This window comes from Chryseobacterium formosum (assembly GCF_026460885.1).
GTDB classification, from domain to species: domain Bacteria; phylum Bacteroidota; class Bacteroidia; order Flavobacteriales; family Weeksellaceae; genus Chryseobacterium; species Chryseobacterium formosus.
On record NZ_JAOVZW010000031.1, the window covers coordinates 1 to 20091 of the forward strand.

The window sequence follows — 20091 nt, forward strand, 5'->3', positions numbered from 1 at the left end:
TCTGCGCTACCTAATAACTCTCGTTTTTCAGTGGGGCAAAAGTAGTATAATCTACCAATACAAAACAAACTAATTTAACATAAAATTTATATTTATTTAATATTTAAACTTAACATCCTGGTTTACTGAGAGGAAAATTTAAACTGATGTTTGATAAGTTTACAGGAATTGTGGGGATTGTTGTTGGGAACTAGATTCGAGAGGCTAGTGATTCTGACAAGTGAAGAAAAGAATTACGTTTTGCGCCGCTCCGAGGGAGCTATAGATTCAATTATGTTTTTATTCTACTATAAAGGTTAAGCTCCTACGGAGCTTTGGGTGAAACAAAACTGTTTGAAAAATGCATCTATTATTACATGTTTTGGGTAATAATTTGTTTTGCATTCATAGTTACTTCTATATATAACAAAAAGCTAGTAATATCAAGTTTCATGTTGGTGTCAATCTTAAAGAATACTGAGCGAAAGTCTTAAAAATATAACCTGGAATGACTGACCTTCAATTTAATTACTAAATCCGTCACAAATCCAACTCCATAGCCCCGATCGAAACGGCATCCTTTTGTGATGAGGAACGAAGAGCAAAAGATACAGTGGAGAGCGGGAAATAGCTACAAATAAAATACCCCAGAAATTTCTGAGATAGTAATCATATCTATATATAATAAGGTAAGTTATTACAAATTCTGAGGTAAAGAAATATTATTCTTTTTCATATACTCTACCAACTCATTGTATTTGTCCTCGTAATCATTATTACCACATTTATGAGAAATACTACAAATATTGGACGGCTTTATATTAAGGATATTAGAAATTTTTGTGAGAATCTCGAGATTGATTTTCACTTTGGAGTTCTCTATATCTGAATAGGCTTTTTGAGAAATTCCCATTTCAAACGCCATATATTCTTGAGTAAAATCTTTGTTACGTCTTATTTTTCTGATATTTTGTCCACAAATCTTCATCTCACAATCGCTTTAGTAGTTTTCGGTATATTTTAGAAGTATATCTAATAGCCTCACACAAAGTTAGTAAATACCTTTGTCAAAACATTACACACCCAGCATGATATTTATTTTCGGGTAATTAAAACCTTTATTAAAGGAAAATTCAACGCAAAATATTGTCCGCTGCAAGACACAAGACTTATGGAGACGCAAAAATTTAATTATGACAATAATATTGTCAGAGCATTCCTCTATGCCACTGTTGTATTTGGAATTATTGGTTTTATTTTAGGATTAACCGCAGCCTTGATGCTTTTTTATCCGGAATTGCCTGAATTTTTATTCGGAACCGACGATACGACGATTCAGAGTTTAAGAAGCGGCAATATTCAAGGACTAATTAATTCTCAGGGAGCTTTAGGTTTCGGTAGAATCAGAATGCTTCATACGAGTGCAGTGATTTTCGCTTTTGTCTGCAATTCATTCTTCTGCGGTGCCTATTACAGTATGCAGAGACTTTTGAAAACCAGAATGTATAGCGATACCCTTTCATGGATTCATTTCTGGACGTGGCAAATTATGATTATTGCCGTTGTCATTACTTTTTTAATGGGAATCAATACTTCAAAAGAATACGCTGAACATGAATGGCCGATTGATATTTTAATCACTTTCTCCTGGGTCATTTTCGGAATCAATATGTTTGGAACGATTGCCAAAAGAAGAGTACGTCATCTATATGTAGCGATTTGGTTTTATATTGCTACGTGGATTGCGGTTGCCATGCTTCATATCTTTAATAATCTTGAAGTTCCATTGTCATTTACAAGCTGGAAATCATATTCTGCTTATTCAGGGGTGAAAGATGCGTTGGTTCAATGGTGGTACGGTCACAATGCGGTTGCGTTCGTTTTAACGACACCAGTTTTAGGTTTAATGTATTATTTTATGCCTAAAGCAGCGAACAGACCTGTGTTTTCTTACAAACTTTCCATCATCCACTTCTGGTCATTGATCTTCGTCTATCTTTGGGCAGGACCACACCACTTACAATACACAGCTTTACCAGCATGGGCTCAAGCGGTGGGAACAGGTTTCTCAATTATGTTGATTGCTCCATCTTGGGGTGGAATGCTAAATGGATTATTAACTTTAAGAGGAGCCTGGGATAAAGTAAGAGAAAATCCAATCCTAAAATTCTTTGTAGTCGCTGTTACCTGCTATGGAATGGCAACTTTTGAAGGACCTCTTTTAGCAACAAAATCTTTAAATAAAATTGGACATTACACCGATTGGGTAATTGGCCACGTTCATTTGGGAGCTTTAGGATGGAATGGTTTCATGGCATTCGGAGTTGTATACTATTTAGTTCCGATTATGTGGAGAACTGAACTTTGGTCTAAAAAATTAGCAAACTGGCATTTTTGGTTGGGAACTTTAGGGATTATTTTCTACGCCGTTCCTATGTACATCGCAGGATTTACCCAAGGTTTGATGTGGAAACAATTTAATCCCGACGGAACTTTATTGTGGAAAAACTGGCTGGATACTGTTACTGCGATTATTCCTTACTTTAAATTAAGATTCTTAGGCGGATTATTTTACTTAGGTGGTGGAATTTTAATGGTCATTAATGTTTACAAAACAGTAAAAGCCGGAAAATTCCAAAAAGAAGTTCCTGCAGAAGCTCCAGCTTTAGCCAATGTAGGAAGCTCCAGAAAAGAAGGCGAAGGTGTACATCTTTGGCTGGAAAGAACTCCTCACCTATTATCAATATTAGCTTTTGTAGCCATTGCAATTGGTGGATTGGTAGAAATTGTTCCAACAATGACTGTAAAAAGTAACTTACCTATTATTTCCGCAGTGAAACCATATTCTCCACTTGAATTGGAAGGAAGAGATCTATACATAAGAGAAGGTTGTAATTCGTGCCACTCACAAATGATCAGACCTTTCCGTGATGAAGTTAACAGATTTGACGGTAAAAACGGACAATATTCTAAAGCAGGAGAATTTATTTATGACAGACCATTTTTATGGGGATCAAAAAGAACCGGACCAGATTTACACAGAGAAGGCGCAAGAAACCCAGATTCATGGCACTTCAAACATATGTACAACCCAAGAATTACTTCTGCTGGTTCGATTATGCCGCGTTTCCCTTGGTTGATTACCAATAAACTCGACCGCTCAAGAATGGTAGATAAAATGTCTTTAATGAAAAACACGTTTGATGTTCCTTATACAAAAGCACAAATCGATTCAGCAAATAAATGGGCGGATAATCAGTCACAAGCAATTGTAAAAAGAATTTATGCAGAAGCAACCGATGTAAAAGATCAAATGGATAAAGAGAAAGTTGCACGAGGAAACAATTTTGTTCCAATGGAGCAAAGAGAAATCATCGCAATGATTGCCTATCTACAGAGATTAGGAACTGACATTAAGACGACCGAAATCAAAACTGCAAGTCTAGATTAATTTTAAATCATCATTACAATGAAAAAGAGAACACCCATATCTATATATATTGCCATAACGATAGGAATTACAATATTGGCGTTCGAAATGTTCGCACAAGATACCAACTATTTTTCAACACCGTTTTTCTGGGCTTTGCTGATTATCATTACGATTTTACTGCTCATTATGAATTCTATCGGAGATTTAGTTGAAAACGAAAGATTCAGCAGATTGACCGATGAAGAAAAACAAGAATACATTACTGACCAATCAACTCCATATTATCAAAAGCTTTGGAATTCGGCTTTCAAAAAGCAATCACAGACTGAAGAAAAAGATATTCTGATTGATCATGGCTTCGACGGAATTACAGAATTAGACAACTCTTTACCAAAATGGTGGATCGGTCTTTTCTATTTCGGAATCATTTTCTGTGCTGTCTACATTATTGCATTTGCTTTCACAGATTACGCTCACCCAGAAGCGGAATACTATAAAGAAGCTAAATTACAACTGGTTTCTATTGAAGAATACGAAAAAAATGCTCCGCCTATTAATTTAGAAACCGCAAAATACAGTGCTGATTACATCGCAGAAGGTGAACAACTTTTTAAAACAAATTGTGTAACCTGTCACTCAGACGGAGGAAAAGGAGGAATCGGACCCAATTTAACCGATACCCATTGGATTAACATCAAAGAAAAAAGTTTATTTAAAAATGTTTTCTGGATGCTTGAAAATGGATCACCCAACAATCCAACGATGCGCCCATTTATAAAAGAAGGAACAATTACCGGAAGAGATGCAGAAAAAATAGCTTCCTATATCTATCACATTAATCAGGAAAAAACTCCGATTACCGAAAAACAAGGCGGCGCAGCTCCACAAGGCGAAATCGCAAAATGGCAAGAATAATTACTCATCTAAATATATATAAACTATGAATTGAATCTCCACTAGATGTATGTCGCAGTTGTAACTCAACTAACATCTGAAAACCTATTCACTTTAAATATTCCATAATATTTAATTATCAACCGAGGCATACATCAACACAAAAACCTGTTCATTGAACAGGTTTTTGTAGTTAAAAAAATGTACCACATTTGTATTAAATTTCCATCATTTACCGTGGTTGGCAAACATATTGCTGAATGTTTCAAAACAAAGTCTCTTTCTGTAGACTTTTTCATATAAAATAATCATGGTAAAGCTCATTAAATTTCAAATTTTCAAAATATAAGACAGAAAGAAATATCATAAACATCGGTGAAATCACGATTCGCCAACCTAAAAACGAATTGTATATTTGTCTAAATCACGAAAATTTTGAAACTGAAATTCAACAAACGAAAAATTCTCAGAGGTATTGTTATTACAATTATCTCTATCATTCTTTTAATTATACTGCTAATCTTAAGTTTAAGACTTCCTGCTGTTCAGAATTTTGTAAAAGATAAACTGATTGTCTATTTAGAGAAAAAAATCAAAACAAAGGTAAGTCTTGATAAAGTCTACATCGGTTTTCCAAACAGTTTGGTGATGGAAAATTTATATTTGAAAGGTCAGGATATTGACACTCTTTTAGCTGTGAAAAAATTCGATGTTGGCTTAGATATGTGGCAGCTGCTTAATTCTAAAGCTGATCTTACTTCGATTGATTTGGAAGGTGTTCGTGCAAATGTTGTAAGAAAACCTGATGGAAAATTCAATTTCGATTATATCATTGATGCTTTTGCTACTTCTGATAAGGAAGAAAGCACTTCAAAACCATTTATTATCTCTTTAGATAAAATTAAATTAAAAGATATCGGTCTGACTTTCAATGATCAGCAATCTCGAAACGATATTAAAGTTTATTTCAAATCTTTTGATACAAGAGTAAAAACTTTCGACCTTCAAAATAATAATTACGCAGTCAACGATATTAATCTTGACGGATTAAAATTAAAACTGAAGCAGGACTTGGTAGAAGAAGTTGCCAAAAATGTAGAAGAAAAAGTAGATTCTCTGAACCAGAAAAAGCCAATGAAATTAGGTTTAAACGGAATCAAATTAACCAATTTCGATATTGATTACGGTGACGACAATTCTAAAACCTTTGCTAAAGTACTTTTCAAAGAATTAAGTACGAAAGTCAACAGCATTGATTTGGAAAACAACGATTACAATGTTGGAAATGTTTATTTAACCGGTGCAAACATCAACGCCAATTTATTCTTAGCAACGGAAAATGCTAATCCTAAAGAAGAAAAACCTGAAGTTTCAAAAAATTCTGCGAAAGAAAAAGCAATGAAAGTTCTTTTGGGAAAACTCCGTTTGGATGATGTAAAAGTTGCTTACAACAACACAGCCATTGCTCCTACAAAAAGCGGAATGGATTTTAACCATCTTAATTTTGCTAAATTAAATCTCGACGTTCGGAATTTTAAAATGGAAAACAACGGTTTTGCAGGAAGCGTAAAATCAGCGGAGATTCAGGAAGCGAAAGGTTTAAATGTTCAGAAATTCAATACCGATTTTGTATATGCGGAAAAAGAAGCCTATCTGAAAAATCTTTATTTACAAACTCCGAAAACAATTTTAAGAGATGAAGTGGTTTTAAATTACAATTCCATCGATCAATTATCATCAAATCTTGGAGCAGTACAAATTTCAGCCGATATCCGTGACTCTAAAATCGGTTTTTCTGATATTTTAAATTTGGTTCCAACTTTAAGAAATACGGCGCCATTCAATAAATATCCGAATGTAATTTTAAACGTAAATGCTTTCGTAAGAGGAACCGTAAATGATTTGGCAATTCAGAATCTAAAAGTTTCAGGCTTGGATCAGTTAAAAGTTTTGGCATCGGGGAAAATCAAAAATGTGATGAATCCTGACAACTTGTACTACGATTTAAATGTTGCCGAACTGTCGACTGCATCAAAAACGATTTACAATTTAGTTCCGAAAAACACGATTCCGAAAAATATTACTTTACCTTCCTTCATGACCATTCGTGGAACGGCAAAAGGTACAACTCAGGTTGTCGATACCAATTTGCGTCTGACTTCCACGTTAGGAAATGCTGCGATTATCGCTAAAGCAGATTTACGAAGAAAAAACAGAGAAACTTTTGATGTAAAAGCCAATCTTCAAAGTCTGCAAATCGGAAAAATTATTCAGAATAAAGAATTAGGAAGCATTACAGCTCAGATCAATGCTAGAGGACAAGGTTTTGATCCGAAGAAAATGTCAGCAAATCTTTTGGGTGACGTAAAATCTGCAACTTACAAAGGCTACACGTATCAGAATATGAATCTGAAAGGGAAAATCAACCGTGGCGCTTATGATATTGATTTAAATTCAAAAGATCCGAATGCCAATTTACATCTTGCGGCTTCAGGAGTTTTCAATGATAATCCGACTGTAAAAGTTAATGGAAACATCAACAAATTAGATTTAAACAAACTCGGATTTTACAGTTCTCCAATGATTATTGCAGGAGCGATTGATGGTGATTTTAAAAGTCTTGATCCAGATAATTTAAATGGATATCTAAATTTACAAAACTTTGCAATTTCAGATACAAAAGAAGTTTACCCAATTCAGGAAATTAAACTGAACGCTGTTTCTACGGCAGATTCAACTTTAATAAAGTTTAATTCTCAAATTGCCGACGTCGAACTGAACGGAAAATACAAACTGACTCAAATTTTTGGAGCTTTAACTCAGACTATTAATCAGTATTATCAGTTTCAAAAACCGTCAACCGCTCAGAAAATTGATGCAGGACAGTTTTTCACGGTCAATGCAACAATTAAAAATGATGATTTAATCAGAAAATTTGTTCCCGAACTCAAAAGTTTTGAAACCATCAATATTACTGGAAATTACAATGCAGATTCTCAGGTTATCGAGTTGGACGCAAAAATTCCGCAGGTTTTGTATGGAACCAATACTTTAGAGAATACAAGTTTAAAAATTACCAACGAAAATCAGGCGTTACAATATGATTTGAGTGTTGCATCATTAGCCAGCGAAAGTTTTGCGCTTAAAAAAGTAAATATTAACGGTGATGTTGCCCAAAATATTATCAATTATAATATTACAACGAAAGACGATAAAGATGAAACACAGTTCCTGATTGCAGGAAATGCAAAATCAATGAACGATATTACAGAAATTTCATTGAATCCAAATGGTTTAAAACTAAATTACATGGATTGGACGGTTGCTGAAAACAACAAAATTTCGATTTTTAGTCAGGGAATTGTGGCGGATAACTTCACACTTTCCAATTCTGGAGCGCAGATTTCTTTACAGTCTGAAAACAATTCACCAAGCAGTCCGCTGAATGTTTCTCTGAAAGATTTTAAAATTGAAACAATCACAGAAATCATTAAAAAAGATTCACTTTTAGCCAAAGGAACGATTAACGGAACAGCACAACTGCGTGATTTAACTAAAAACATGACCTTCACTTCTGATATTGATGTGACCGATTTGTTTGTCTTCGGAAGTCCGGTTGGTAATTTAGATATTAAAGTCAATAACCAATCTGCGAATCTTCTGAATGCTGATATTGCACTTTCGGGTAACAACAATGATGTGAAAATCTTAGGAAACTATAATACTTCCTCAAGCAGTTTTGATTTAAATTTAAATATGAATCAGCTTCAGATGAAAACATTGCAGGGTTTCACAGCAAACGCAATTACGAATACGGAAGGTTATCTTTCGGGAGATTTGAAAATTACAGGAACCACGACGGCACCGAAAATTTTGGGCGATATTAAAATGAATAATGTCGGAATGATGATTTCCCAGACAGGAAGTGATTTCAGAGGAATCAATGATAAAATAGGATTTACCAATCGAGGAATTGAGTTTGATAATTTCAAAATTAAAGATAAGGACGGAAATTCTTTAAATATTGACGGACAAGTTTTAACACAAACGTACAGAGATTTTGCATTTAATTTAGATCTGGATGCGAAAGATTTTAAAGTCGTGAATTCAGAGAAATCGAATGATGCGATGATGTACGGAATTTTAGCGATTGATGCAGCCTTGAAAGTTCGTGGAAATTTAGACTTACCAAAGGTTGACGGAAGATTGGCGGTTTCAAAAACAACAGATTTCACATTTGTACTTCCTCAATCTTCGCCTTCATTACAGGAAAGAGACGGAATTGTAGAATTTATTGATCAAGACCAGCTTGCATTAAATAAAACCATCAAAGCAGATTCAATCGACGCTCAAAGTCCGATCAAAGGTTTGGATGTGAATGTAAATATTGAGTTAAGCAAAGAAGCAAAAATGTCGATTGTGATTGATAAAGCAGCAGGAGATTTTGTAAAACTTCAGGGTGAAGCAGATTTGACGGGAGGAATTGATCCTTCAGGAAAAGTGACTTTGGTCGGCGTTTATCAGGTTGAAAAAGGAAGCTATGAAATGTCTGTAAGCGTTTTGAAGAGAAAATTTGACATTCAAAAAGGAAGCACAATTACATGGACTGGCGAGCCTACAACCGCCAATCTTGACATCACTGCCATTTATAAAACGCAGACTGCACCGATTGATTTAATTGAGCAACAGGTGAATCAGGATGAGCTAAATCAGTATAAACAGAGAATTCCATTCAATACTTTGTTGATTTTGAAAGGAGAATTGTTGAAGCCTGAAATTTCATTCGATATTACAACCGATGAGAAAAATAACGCTGTTTCTTCTGCTGTAACCGAAACGGTTGAAGGAAAATTGGCCCAGTTGAGACAGGATCCGAACGAAATGAACAAACAGGTTTTCGCTTTGCTTTTATTGAATAGATTTATTGGTGAAAATCCTTTCGAAAGCAATTCCGGCGTTTCTGCGGAGACGATGGCGAGACAGAGTGTGAGTAAAATTCTTTCTCAACAGCTTAATAATTTAGCTTCCGATTTAATAAAAGGAGTTGATTTAAATTTTGATTTGGAATCTACTGAAGACTACTCTACCGGAACGCAAAATACCAGAACTGATTTGAATGTCGGTTTAAGTAAAAGATTGTTAAACGACAGACTGAAAGTCTCTGTGGGAAGTAATTTTGGCGTCGAAGGCGAAGCAAGACCTGACGAAAACACGACGAATATTGCGGGAGACGTACAGATAGATTACGCACTTTCAAGAGACGGAAGATATACTTTGCGAGCATACCGTAAAAACGAATATCAGGTGGCGTTGCAAGGACAAATCGTGGAAACGGGGCTTGGTTTTGTGATTACTTTAGATTATGATAAATTCAGAGATATTTTCAAAAAATCAAGGAATAATCGTAATCGTGAAGGTATTCAGAATAAAAGAAATAAAGACAAAGAAGTTGTAGAATTCAAATAATATACATGAAAAACAAACTCAATATATACTGTAAATATTTTTTGGTTTCGGGAATTACTGCGACAATTATTTCCTGCAGCAATACTAAATTTTTGAAAGACGGACAGCTTCTTTACACAGGAGCAGAAGTAAAAATAGAAAGTGATTCTTTAACCAAGAAAGAAAAATCTGCATTACAATCAGCTTTAGAAGAAAATCTTACCCCAAAACCAAACTCGTCATTTTTAGGTTTAAGACCAAAATTGTATGCTTACAATGCAACAAAGGAACCGAAGAAAGAAAAGGGAATAAGATATTGGCTGAAATATAAATTCGGTGAAGAACCTGTTTTGTTGGGCGATGTTGACCGTGAATTTAATAAAGATATTATCGTTAATTATTCTGAAAACAAGGGATATTTTAATGCTAAAGCGAAATATGACACCGTTTCAAAGAATAAAAAAGCTCAGGTCATTTATACATTGAATCCTGGCGGAAGATATTTAATCAGCAATGTAAAATTCCCTGCAGATTCAAGCTTGGTGAATCAGGAAATCCAGATCTTAAAAGAGAAGACTTTATTGAAAACCGGAAATCCTTTTGATCTGGATGTGATTAAAGCGGAAAGACAAAGAATTGATGACGGTTTGAAAGACAAAGGTTTTTACTATTTCAATCCCGACAATATCATTGTTCAGGCGGATAGTACGGTGAGCAAAAATCATCAGGTCGAAATGATTGTGAAGTTGAAAGACAATACACCTAAATTGGCAAAAGAACAGTTTACGATTGATAAAGTCGTTGTTTTTCCAAATTACAATCTTCGGGATGCGAAAAGAGGAAAATACAGCATTCCGATGAATCAGGATTCTTTGAAAGGCTATGAATACAATGATATTTACGTTGTAGATCCTGATAAAAAATTTAAACCAAGAGTTTTTGACCGTGCTTTGTATTTCGACAAAGGGGATGTTTATAACCGAAAAGATCATAATCTTTCTTTAAACCGATTGATCAGTTTAGGGGTTTTTAAATTTGTGAAAAACGAATTTATCGTTTCAGATTCTCTGAATCATAAGTTTGATGCCTATTATATTTTAACACCGAGAGAGCTTCAATCGTTACGTTTGGAAGCTTTAGGAAGAACCAATTCTGCGAATTATGCAGGAAGCGAATTAAATTTAAACTGGACACAAAGAAACTTTTTCCGTGGTGCCGAGCAGTTTAAAGCTTCTGTTTATGGTGCTTTTGATGTACAGATTGGTGGACCTGCAGAAGCAGAAAATATTTTCAGAGCAGGAGCCAATGCACAGCTTTCTATTCCGAGAATTGTGGCGCCGTTCCGTTTTAATTCTTCAAGTGCTTTTGTGCCGAGAACCAATATTAAACTGGGATATGAGTTTCAAAACAGAACGACTTTATACACTTTAAATACTTTCAACGCAACTTTTGGCTATCAGTGGAAAGAAAATGTAAGAAAAGAGCATGAATTGAATGTAATTGATGTTTCCTATATTGATCCTGCAAATGAAACTCCAAAATTTGCAGCACTAAAACAGGGGAATCCCTATTTACAGAGAATCACCGACCAGCAGTTAATTTTCGGACCAACATATTCTTATACTTACTCCACGACGATGCTTCCTAAAAAAAATACATTCTATTATAAAGGAATGCTGGATTTAGCCGGAAATATTACAGGTTTGGTGACAGGAGCCAATGTAAAAGAAGGAAAAGAAAAAAACATTTTTGGAGTTCCTTTCAGTCAATATGCAAAGATTGAAAATGATGTGCGTTTTTATCACAAGTTTACTGAGAAAACTTCATTAGCAACAAGATTTATTGCTGGTGTTGCGCTTCCGTATGGAAATTCAGAGCATATTCCATTTTCAAGACAGTTTTTTGTGGGCGGAAGTAACAGTATCAGAGCTTTCAGAGCGAGAACTTTAGGTCCTGGAAGTTTTGATCCAAGAGGTGCAGAAAATACCAGAGCAGTTTTTGATCAGGCAGGTGATGTGAAATTAGAACTCAATGCAGAATACAGAGCCAATCTTTATAAATTTTTAAATGTTGCAGCATTCGTAGATGCCGGAAATATCTGGTTAATCAATGATGAATTTAATGAGGCGGGCGAAAACACAAGACCAGGCGGAAAATTCTCAAAAGATTTTCTTAGCGAAGTTGCTGTAGGAGCTGGAGTTGGTTTAAGATTAGACTTTTCAATTTTAATTTTAAGACTCGATTTAGCAATGCCATTAAGAGTTCCTTACTATGAAAAAGGCGACCGATGGGTTCTGGATCGAATTAAATTCGGGGAAGGAAGCTGGAGAAGAGATAATCTGATTCTGAATATTGCGATTGGATATCCATTCTAAAACTGCTTTTAGCTTTTAAATTTTTTCGTGTTTGGCGAGAAAATTGAATGAATCAATAGGAACGGGCTTTAGCCCGTTTTCAATATCATATAATCAGACTCGGCTTTTAGCCAAAATAAAAATCATACAATTCTTTCTAAGTGTTTGAATTGTATCAATCATTACCAAATCATAACTATTAATATTTCTATCATGCTAAAAGAACTAAAATTTTTCTGGGAAACCGTCAAGGAAACATTTACAGAATGGAATAATTCTTCTGCATCCAACGATTCTGCGAGTTTAGCGTATTATGCTATTTTTTCAATTCCTGGTTTGTTAATTATAATTATTTGGCTTGCCGGATATTTTTTCGGTGAAGAAGCCATTCGTGGACAAATCAGTACGCAAATCAGCGGATTGATGGGGCAGGATGTTGCGAAAAGTATTCAGGATATGATTGCGGGAGCACTCATTGATAAAGAAAATATTTTCATGAAAATTGTAGGAATCGGATCATTGGTTTACGGTTCCACTACCCTATTTTTTCAGTTGCAAAAATCTTTGAACAATCTTTGGGATGTAGAAGCTGCACCGAAAAAAGCTTTAATTAAATTTCTTTTAGACCGAGCCAACTCATTAGGAATGATTCTGATTTTAGGATTTTTACTGATGATTACGATGGTTCTGTCTTCCTTAATCGGACTATTTAATAATTTCATAACCAATTATTTCGGGCTTGAAACTTATATCATTGTAGAAATCATCAATTTTACCATTGGCTTTTTAATTATTGTTGTGCTTTTCGCATTGATGTTTAAAGTGCTACCTGATGTAGAAATCAGCTGGAAATCAGTCTGGAAAGGTGCGTTATTGACCGCAGGGTTATTTACTTTAGGTAAATTTTTACTGAGTCTTTACTTTGGACAGTTCAAACCTACCTCAGCTTTCGGAACTGCCGGAACGGTAATTTTAATTATGATGTGGATTAATTATTCCTGTATGCTTGTCTTCTTCGGAGCCGAATTTACCAAAGTTTATACCTATAAAAAAGGGTACAAAATTGTTCCTTCCAAGCATGCAAAATGGAGCAGTGCGAAATTGTATAGAGAAAGTCAGATAGAAAAGGATGAAATTTAGTAATGCTGATAAATATTTCATAAATTTTAAGTTTCTTATTATTTCACAAGTGTATATTAATTTAAATTATAAAAAATAATACATTTGTAATAAAAACATGATGAAAAGGAAAAAACTATCTTTTATCGCTATACTTATTTTTATATGTTCTACAATAATATCTTGTCATACTGAAGAATATTATTCCGAGATTAGGCATATCTATGACAGTAAGTATCCAACAAGTTCAAAAAGAATTTCAATACAAGACAGCAAACACAAATTAAAATTATTAACAGAATTAGAAAATTCTAAAGCAATTATTAGAAAGCTTAACCATACTGTATTCGGGAAAAGTATAAACTATAAAGAAGGATTTTGGTTTGATACTGAGCAAATAATATACATTGAAAACGGACCTCAATTACATACTTATACTTTTAGTTTTTATCGGGAAAACTATAGTAATGAAGATCCTATTTCCAATCTTCTGTTCGTTCCTACATCAGAAGGAACATATGCTAAGTACATTGTTTATTATAATTTTACAGAAGAGGAGCAAAACATTTTAAGGAAAGGTGGTAATGTAGATACAAAAGGTAAAATGTTGTCCGTTTTTATTGATGGAAATAAGAAATATAAAACCTGCGTCATGGATGTACAAAGAAAAGTTAATAAATAACATCAGTAATAATAAAATCCTCCCGATTATTCGGGAGGATTTTAGGTTTATCCTTTCTTCTTAAACTCTGCGAGCTTCAAAGCATCTTTAATCATTTTTCCTGGTCGGAAAACTGTTTTTAAACTTTTAATGCTTGAGGCATTTACTTCTTCTGCAGTATCTCTTCCTTCACTGGAACCGCCTGCCTGAAGCGTAAAATATTCTCCTACATAGACTATTTTACCGTCTGCTACGTCATCGGCAATTTTAGAAAATGTGCTTTCCAGTACGGCAAGAATGTCGGCTTTGGACACAGTGGAAACTGAGGCTGCATTTTTGGCAAGATCTGCAAGAGTGGTTTTGCCTTCGCCTACGATATTGGCATAATACTTTGGCGGATTGTTGGGTTGCTGTGGGTTCTTCTTTGGAACCACATTGAATGTAATTGGCATTTTTTTCTTCGGTATTTGTGTTAAACAATATTTTTATTACAGAACTAAATTATAAAAAATATTGATACAGAAGATAAAAAAATGTGACTCTCTACGGAGCTTTTATTGTTGTTTTAAAAACGTACGTACGTTTTATTAAAAAGGTACGCACGTTTTAAACAAAAGATACGGACGTTTTACACAAAACGTCCGTATCTTTTTATAATATTATATTGAGGTTTTTATAAAAACCTTCTTTTATTTCTTTAAAAGCCCTTCTATCAGCTTATTCTTCGCTTCTACCAAACTTGTAATATCCTTTTGATTTTTGATAATGCTTTCTATTAATTCTTCTGAAAAAGTATTGTTGATTGTTACAGTATTGTTATTATGGATATTTCCAACCGCTCTGTCTGTGTTGTTTTGTACAATTGGTGTTTCATCTAATAAATCATACACATCGGTTTCATAGAAATCTGCAATCTTCATCAGATTTTCCATAGCAGGTTTTGCTTTATCACTTTCCCATTTGTTATAAGCATTTTGTGAGATATGTAGTTTCTCTGCGATCTGCATCTGAGTAAGGTTTCGTCCTGTTCTTAGTTTATTGAGTTTGGTTCCCAAAGTCATACCGTATAATTTTATGCTAAAGTAAAGAAAAATTCAAAAAAACAACTAAGGTTCAGGTATTTTACAACCAAAGTTGTAGAAAATTTATTCATCCTTTTAGGATATTTGTTGCAGAATTATTTTATATTTAACCCTTAAAAAAAACAAATGACAATGAAGAAAACTTTATTTCTCAGGCTCTGCCTGATCCTTATGGTCGCCCTTACGGCTTATTCCTGCCGCACAGAACTCCTTTCCGAAGCAGATACCTATGAAAACGGAACTAAGTTCCATCTTACTTCCAGAAGAATTTCCCTTAACGAAGCGAAGCACAAACAACAGCTTTCAGCCGGTCTGGAAGAAGCTGAAGCCAGATTCAAAGAAATCGGAAAGGTAAATCTAAACGGGCGAACAGTAAACTATGCCAACGGAGTTTCTATAAATACCAAAAGTGTAATCTACATAGAAAACGGAGATAACTTCCATACCTACACCTTTCATATCCAAAGACAAAACGCTCCTGACAATGCACCATTGGAAAATCTTCTGCTGGTACCGGAAACCGATGGCAGCTATAGAGAGTTTCTGGTAACCTACCATCTTACTGCACAGGAAAAAGAAAAAATAAAAAACGGAGAGCCTGTAAACACCAAAGGAAAAACCAAGATTACAGAGCTTGCCAAAGGCAGCTTCAATTCCGGAGGGGCTCTTATGAATGCCAAAACTACCTGCAGCTGGACCGACGTAACCATTGTTTACGGCTGTAGCCAGATCAATAAATCTACAGGTCAGCCAGTTCACAACGCATCTAATATGTCTGACTGGCACAACTGTACTGCAGAGACCAAACCCATGGTGTTTACCGCAGGAGTATGGAACTGCGTTCCCGAGAAGGAAGACAACTACATCAGTCCGGGTACCGGAGGTGGCGGCAGCGGAGGTGGCGGCGAAAACACAGATCCCGGAACTCCACCCAATGAATGTACTTCTGTAGCCACAGACCCGACACAGGTAGGTTTAATAGGTTCGGACGGTTGTAATATCGGCATGCCGAGCCAGCCGAATAATTCTGACGATCCCGATGAACGAACGCCTTGTGAGGTGCTGAAGGAAAATTCAGAAACTCCTTATATACAGACCAAACTTGATAGTCTTAAAGAACGTGTTGCACTTACAACTACGGGTAGGGATCATCATGAGACAGCAATTACCATAGCCAAGAGAGGGGCTGCATTAAAACATAAAGTTTTTACCAAACCTAAAGAGACAGGTATTGCAGGGGTTATTGCGGTAGAAATAGGGCTTCACCCTTGGGATATTCTTGCAGCACACAATCATTATGAAGATACTTTCCCTGTACCGCAGTTTGGTGATATTCTTACCTTCTACACAGGATACAAAATTTCTGATCCCGCCAGAAAGAATGCGTATACTAACTATGTTGTCAATTTTAATGGTACAGAATATGCGTTTAGGATGAGTGACACTACAGCATTGGATGCATTGCTTGCAGGTCTTAATCAGGATACGAGGGATCCTACGACAACAGAACAGGAAGAAGAAGCAAATAACTCAATTTATAAAATCTTTAGAGCTAAAGGATTTGAAAAAGATAAAGACTACACAGAAGAAGAAGCATTGAAAATACTAATGAAAGTTTTAAATGATTCTAACATTGGAAGCGGAAATGGAGTACATTTATACAGAAAGAATAATACTAATCGTTGGGCAAAGCTTAAATTAAACCCTGATGGAACAGTGGGAAAAGATGATTGTCCTCTATAAATTTTTAAAATTAACAATATGAATAAAATATTTTTTTTACTATTATTAATAAGTATGTTTTTATCTTGTAAAAGTCAGACGAATGTAATTAATTTTGTTGATAGGTGTAGTTACAATTCAATTAATACTAGTGATGGTAATACTTATTTAAAAGATGTTAACAATATTTATACACCATATGTTGGAACATGGAAATGGTCATATGGAAACAAGGAAATGACTTTAGTTCTTATAAAGCAAACTAAACATCATTATAATGAACGTACTTTTAACTATTTTGAAGATCGTTTAGTTGGATATTATATTTATAAAGAGAACGGAGCTGTAATAGCTGATACTTCCGGAGATAATCTACAAAAAGATTTTGGAATAGCTGTTTCTTTTGATATTTCTTGCGACTCAACAGTAGATACTGGTTTTTTTGTAGATAGAAAAAAAGAGAAAATAATTACCGTAGGATTAGAAATCCTATCCCCTACACAAATGAAATTTAGAGGTAAGATAGACCAGCACAGTTCTTATGTGAGCCCTAAAAGACCGAGAACTTTGTATACAGGCTCTACTTTCCCGTTGGATATGGTTTTTACGAAGCAGTAGATTAAAAGTAGGCTTAAATAATTAACCGTAAGATTTTAGATTTTACGGTTTTTATGTTGTTAAATGATTCGGATATAGGAAGCGGAGATGGCGTGCATTTGTATCGAAAAAATAATGTTACTAATCGCTGGGCAAAGCTTAAATTAAACCCAGATGGAGAAGTGGGGCAAGACAACTGTCCTATGTAAATACGAATAATATTTAAATTAAGAATATGAAAATAATAAATAAAATTGCTTTTATCATAATTACACTATTTGCTGTCTCATGTAGAAGCCAAACTAATGTTATCGATCTTGTAAATAGATGTAGTCATCAGGGGAGCGTTCTTACACTAGTGCAAAGGATTCTATATATCATCAAAACTAAGTTCGATAAAAGTATATGATGAAAACTATCGAGTAATTGAAGAAAAAAAATTCATTTTTCCAAGTGGTAACGATAACCGAAAAGTATACCTCGATAGTCATATTAAATATGAATATGACCAATTAGGAAAAATGATTAAAAGTGTAAATTTTAATGATGGCAATTATTATAACTACATTATGGATGAAAAGGGAAAGATAATGAAAGAAGAAAAAACATCAGGAAATTCATCTGTAATTTTACAATCAAACTTTTCTTATACGAAAGACGGAAAATTAGAAAGAACAATAAGCTATTACGGCAATATAATTTCGGATAAAAAAAAATTTGAATATGATAATCATTATATAAGCAAATTATACTATTCAACTAAATTTGGAAAAGACAATAAACCAAAACAAACTATAGTAGTTACTTTTAAGTATAAATTCGACAAACAAAAAAATTGGACTGAAATTATAAAAAATGTAGATGGAAAAGATAAGTATAAGTGGGTAAGAGAAATTGAATATTATAAATAAGATTTATTGTAAAGACTGAGTAAGTAAAAAATCCTCCCGAATTATCAGGAGGATTAATTTTTACATTCTGTTGACTGTTCCTATTCCAAGGAGTAACAAAGATTTTTTTATTGTTTGTGCCGTGAGATTTGACAAATTCAAACGGAATTGTTTTAAATTTTCATCCTCCAGTTTTAAAATAATATTGCTTTGATAGAACGAATTGTAAGATTTTACTAAATCATAAAGATAATTAGCAACCAAAGCCGGGCTCAATAATTCTGCTGCTTTTTCAACAACAGCCTTATAATTGGCTAATTGCATAATCAATTCTTTTTCAAATTGATTTAAATCTACCTCAGCAATTTCTCTATTCATGTAGTTTGCTTTCATCAACAGAGATTGAATACGAGCATAAGTATATTGAATAAATGGGCCCGTGTTTCCGTTAAAATCAATACTTTCTTCAGGGTTGAAAAGCATTTTCTTCTTTGGATCAACTTTCAGCATAAAATATTTCAAAGCTCCCATTCCTACATTCTCGTAGTTTGCTTCTTTATCTTCATCAGATAAATTTTCAAGCTTTCCTAATTCTTCTGCTTTTTCTTTTGCAATGTTGTGCATTTCCTGCATCAAATCATCGGCATCAACCACAGTTCCTTCACGGGATTTCATTTTTCCGTTTGGAAGTTCAACCATTCCATAAGATAAATGATACAGTTGATTTGCCCATTCGTATCCTAATTTTCCTAAGATTTTAAATAAAACCTGAAAGTGATAATCCTGTTCGTTCCCAACCGTGTAAATTAATTTCTGAATATTGCTTTCCTTAAAACGCTGAACTGCCGTTCCTAAATCCTGAGTCATATAAACAGAAGTTCCGTCTGAACGAAGCAATAACTTTTGGTCTAAACCTTCTTCCGTCAAATCACACCAAACCGAACCATCTTCTTTCTTATACAAAACCCCTTTATCCAAACCTTCTTGAATAAGGTCTTTTCCTAAAATATAGGTATTGCTTTCGTACTGAACCTGATCAAAATCTACTCCTAATCTCTTATAAGTTTGATTGAAACCGTCATAAACCCAAGAGTTCATCTCATTCCAAAGATTTCTTACTTTTTCATCTCCGTTTTCCCAGTCGAGAAGCATTTGCTGAGCTTCTTTTATTAAGGGGGCATCTTTTTTAGCCTGATCTTCAGAAATTCCCTGCTCTACTAAAGCAGCAATTTCTTTTTTATATTCCTGATCGAATTTAACATAGTAATTTCCGACAAACTTATCTCCTTTTACATGATCAGTTTCGGGAGTTTCTCCATTTCCAAATTTTTCCCAAGCCAACATCGACTTACAGATGTGAATTCCTCTGTCATTAATAATCTGAGCTTTTAAAACATCATATCCGGCTTCTTCAAGAATCTGAGCCACAGAAAATCCTAATAAATTGTTTCTGATGTGTCCTAAGTGAAGAGGTTTATTGGTATTTGGCGAAGAATACTCAACCATTACGGTTGCATTTTTCTTTTCAATTGTTGCAAAACCTTCTGTAACCGATTTAAACTGGTCAACAAAAAATTGATTCTTAACTTTTACATTTAAAAATCCTTTTACAACGTTAAAACTTTCTAGCAATTCCGTTTGAGTCGTTAAAGCATCACCCAATTCTACCCCAATACTTTCAGGGTTTTTCTTCAATTGCTTTACCAAAGGGAACGTTACAATCGTAAAATCTCCTTCAAACTCAGTTTTATTCTCTTGAATTTCTAAGTTTATATCTTTTAACTGATAGATATTTAAAATAACCTCTGCCAGTTTTTGTTCTATGATATCTTTAATATTCATTATTCTAATTTGATTTGCAAATATACGGAAATAAAAAAACCGCACTAAGGCGGTTTTTAATATGAATGTTAAA

At 34.3% G+C, this 20091-nt stretch carries 13 protein-coding genes; 9 read left to right on the top strand and 4 right to left on the bottom strand.

Translation table 11 applies throughout. The features are described 5' to 3' along the window. Positions 1–676 precede the first annotated feature (676 nt). Positions 677–967: a helix-turn-helix domain-containing protein gene (locus tag OF897_RS20115; protein ID WP_267267456.1), complete on the bottom strand. Its 291-nt coding sequence runs from the start codon at positions 965–967 to the stop codon at positions 677–679. A gap of 183 nt (positions 968–1150) precedes the next feature. Here OF897_RS20115 and ccoN point away from each other — a divergent pair, with 183 nt between their 5' ends. The 6 genes from ccoN to OF897_RS20145 all read left to right on the top strand — a co-directional run bounded on the left by ccoN (position 1151) and on the right by OF897_RS20145 (position 13906). Next, complete coding sequence (ccoN, locus tag OF897_RS20120; protein ID WP_267267457.1) at positions 1151–3430, top strand: cytochrome-c oxidase, cbb3-type subunit I; 2280 nt, start codon at positions 1151–1153, stop codon at positions 3428–3430. 18 nt (positions 3431–3448) lie between these two features. Next, positions 3449–4327 (top strand): cbb3-type cytochrome c oxidase N-terminal domain-containing protein, encoded by an 879-nt coding sequence (locus tag OF897_RS20125; protein WP_267267458.1) that lies wholly within the window; start codon positions 3449–3451, stop codon positions 4325–4327. Positions 4328–4741: 414 nt separating this feature from the next. Continuing rightward, on the top strand, positions 4742–9772 hold the full coding sequence (locus tag OF897_RS20130; protein WP_267267459.1) for a translocation/assembly module TamB domain-containing protein: 5031 nt from the start codon (positions 4742–4744) through the stop codon (positions 9770–9772). 5 nt (positions 9773–9777) lie between these two features. Beyond that, a complete protein-coding gene (gene tamL / locus OF897_RS20135) occupies positions 9778–12126 on the top strand; it encodes a translocation and assembly module lipoprotein TamL (protein WP_267267460.1) in 2349 nt (782 codons plus the stop codon). Between the two features lie 192 nt (positions 12127–12318). Continuing rightward, positions 12319–13245 (top strand): YihY/virulence factor BrkB family protein, encoded by a 927-nt coding sequence (locus OF897_RS20140; protein WP_267267461.1) that lies wholly within the window; start codon positions 12319–12321, stop codon positions 13243–13245. A 97-nt stretch (positions 13246–13342) separates the two neighbouring features. After that, the gene (locus OF897_RS20145) at positions 13343–13906 is read left to right on the top strand and encodes a hypothetical protein (RefSeq protein ID WP_267267462.1); all 564 of its coding nucleotides are present in this window, start codon (positions 13343–13345) and stop codon (positions 13904–13906) included. Between the two features lie 47 nt (positions 13907–13953). Here OF897_RS20145 and OF897_RS20150 read toward each other — a convergent pair whose 3' ends face one another. Both OF897_RS20150 and OF897_RS20155 read right to left on the bottom strand, forming a co-directional pair. Continuing rightward, the gene (locus OF897_RS20150; protein WP_267267463.1) at positions 13954–14337 is read right to left on the bottom strand and encodes an HU family DNA-binding protein; all 384 of its coding nucleotides are present in this window, start codon (positions 14335–14337) and stop codon (positions 13954–13956) included. Positions 14338–14574: 237 nt separating this feature from the next. Continuing rightward, the gene (locus OF897_RS20155; RefSeq protein ID WP_267267464.1) at positions 14575–14946 is read right to left on the bottom strand and encodes a helix-turn-helix domain-containing protein; all 372 of its coding nucleotides are present in this window, start codon (positions 14944–14946) and stop codon (positions 14575–14577) included. 153 nt (positions 14947–15099) lie between these two features. Here OF897_RS20155 and OF897_RS20160 point away from each other — a divergent pair, with 153 nt between their 5' ends. The 3 genes from OF897_RS20160 to OF897_RS20170 all read left to right on the top strand — a co-directional run bounded on the left by OF897_RS20160 (position 15100) and on the right by OF897_RS20170 (position 18197). Next, complete coding sequence (locus OF897_RS20160; RefSeq protein ID WP_267267465.1) at positions 15100–16710, top strand: hypothetical protein; 1611 nt, start codon at positions 15100–15102, stop codon at positions 16708–16710. Positions 16711–16728: 18 nt separating this feature from the next. After that, on the top strand, positions 16729–17307 hold the full coding sequence (locus tag OF897_RS20165) for a DUF6705 family protein (protein ID WP_323809082.1): 579 nt from the start codon (positions 16729–16731) through the stop codon (positions 17305–17307). Positions 17308–17807: 500 nt separating this feature from the next. After that, positions 17808–18197 (top strand): hypothetical protein, encoded by a 390-nt coding sequence (locus tag OF897_RS20170; protein ID WP_267267467.1) that lies wholly within the window; start codon positions 17808–17810, stop codon positions 18195–18197. A gap of 60 nt (positions 18198–18257) precedes the next feature. Here OF897_RS20170 and argS read toward each other — a convergent pair whose 3' ends face one another. Then, positions 18258–20018, bottom strand: a complete 1761-nt coding sequence (gene argS, locus OF897_RS20175; protein WP_267267468.1) for an arginine--tRNA ligase — start codon at positions 20016–20018, stop codon at positions 18258–18260. Between the last annotated feature and the right edge of the window lie 73 nt (positions 20019–20091).

What these genes read in the sequence shown, in the direction of transcription:
- OF897_RS20115 (WP_267267456.1), bottom strand. Translation starts at nt 967, where the DNA reads ATGAAGATTTGTGGACAAAATATCAGAAAAATAAGACGTAACAAAGAT.
- OF897_RS20155 (WP_267267464.1), bottom strand. Translation starts at nt 14,946, where the DNA reads ATGACTTTGGGAACCAAACTCAATAAACTAAGAACAGGACGAAACCTT.
- argS (WP_267267468.1), bottom strand. Translation starts at nt 20,018, where the DNA reads ATGAATATTAAAGATATCATAGAACAAAAACTGGCAGAGGTTATTTTA.
- OF897_RS20140 (WP_267267461.1), top strand. Translation starts at nt 12,319, where the DNA reads ATGCTAAAAGAACTAAAATTTTTCTGGGAAACCGTCAAGGAAACATTT.
- OF897_RS20125 (WP_267267458.1), top strand. Translation starts at nt 3,449, where the DNA reads ATGAAAAAGAGAACACCCATATCTATATATATTGCCATAACGATAGGA.
- OF897_RS20145 (WP_267267462.1), top strand. Translation starts at nt 13,343, where the DNA reads ATGATGAAAAGGAAAAAACTATCTTTTATCGCTATACTTATTTTTATA.
- OF897_RS20170 (WP_267267467.1), top strand. Translation starts at nt 17,808, where the DNA reads ATGATTAAAAGTGTAAATTTTAATGATGGCAATTATTATAACTACATT.
- OF897_RS20165 (WP_323809082.1), top strand. Translation starts at nt 16,729, where the DNA reads ATGAATAAAATATTTTTTTTACTATTATTAATAAGTATGTTTTTATCT.
- OF897_RS20150 (WP_267267463.1), bottom strand. Translation starts at nt 14,337, where the DNA reads ATGCCAATTACATTCAATGTGGTTCCAAAGAAGAACCCACAGCAACCC.
- OF897_RS20160 (WP_267267465.1), top strand. Translation starts at nt 15,100, where the DNA reads ATGAAGAAAACTTTATTTCTCAGGCTCTGCCTGATCCTTATGGTCGCC.
- ccoN (WP_267267457.1), top strand. Translation starts at nt 1,151, where the DNA reads ATGGAGACGCAAAAATTTAATTATGACAATAATATTGTCAGAGCATTC.
- tamL (WP_267267460.1), top strand. Translation starts at nt 9,778, where the DNA reads ATGAAAAACAAACTCAATATATACTGTAAATATTTTTTGGTTTCGGGA.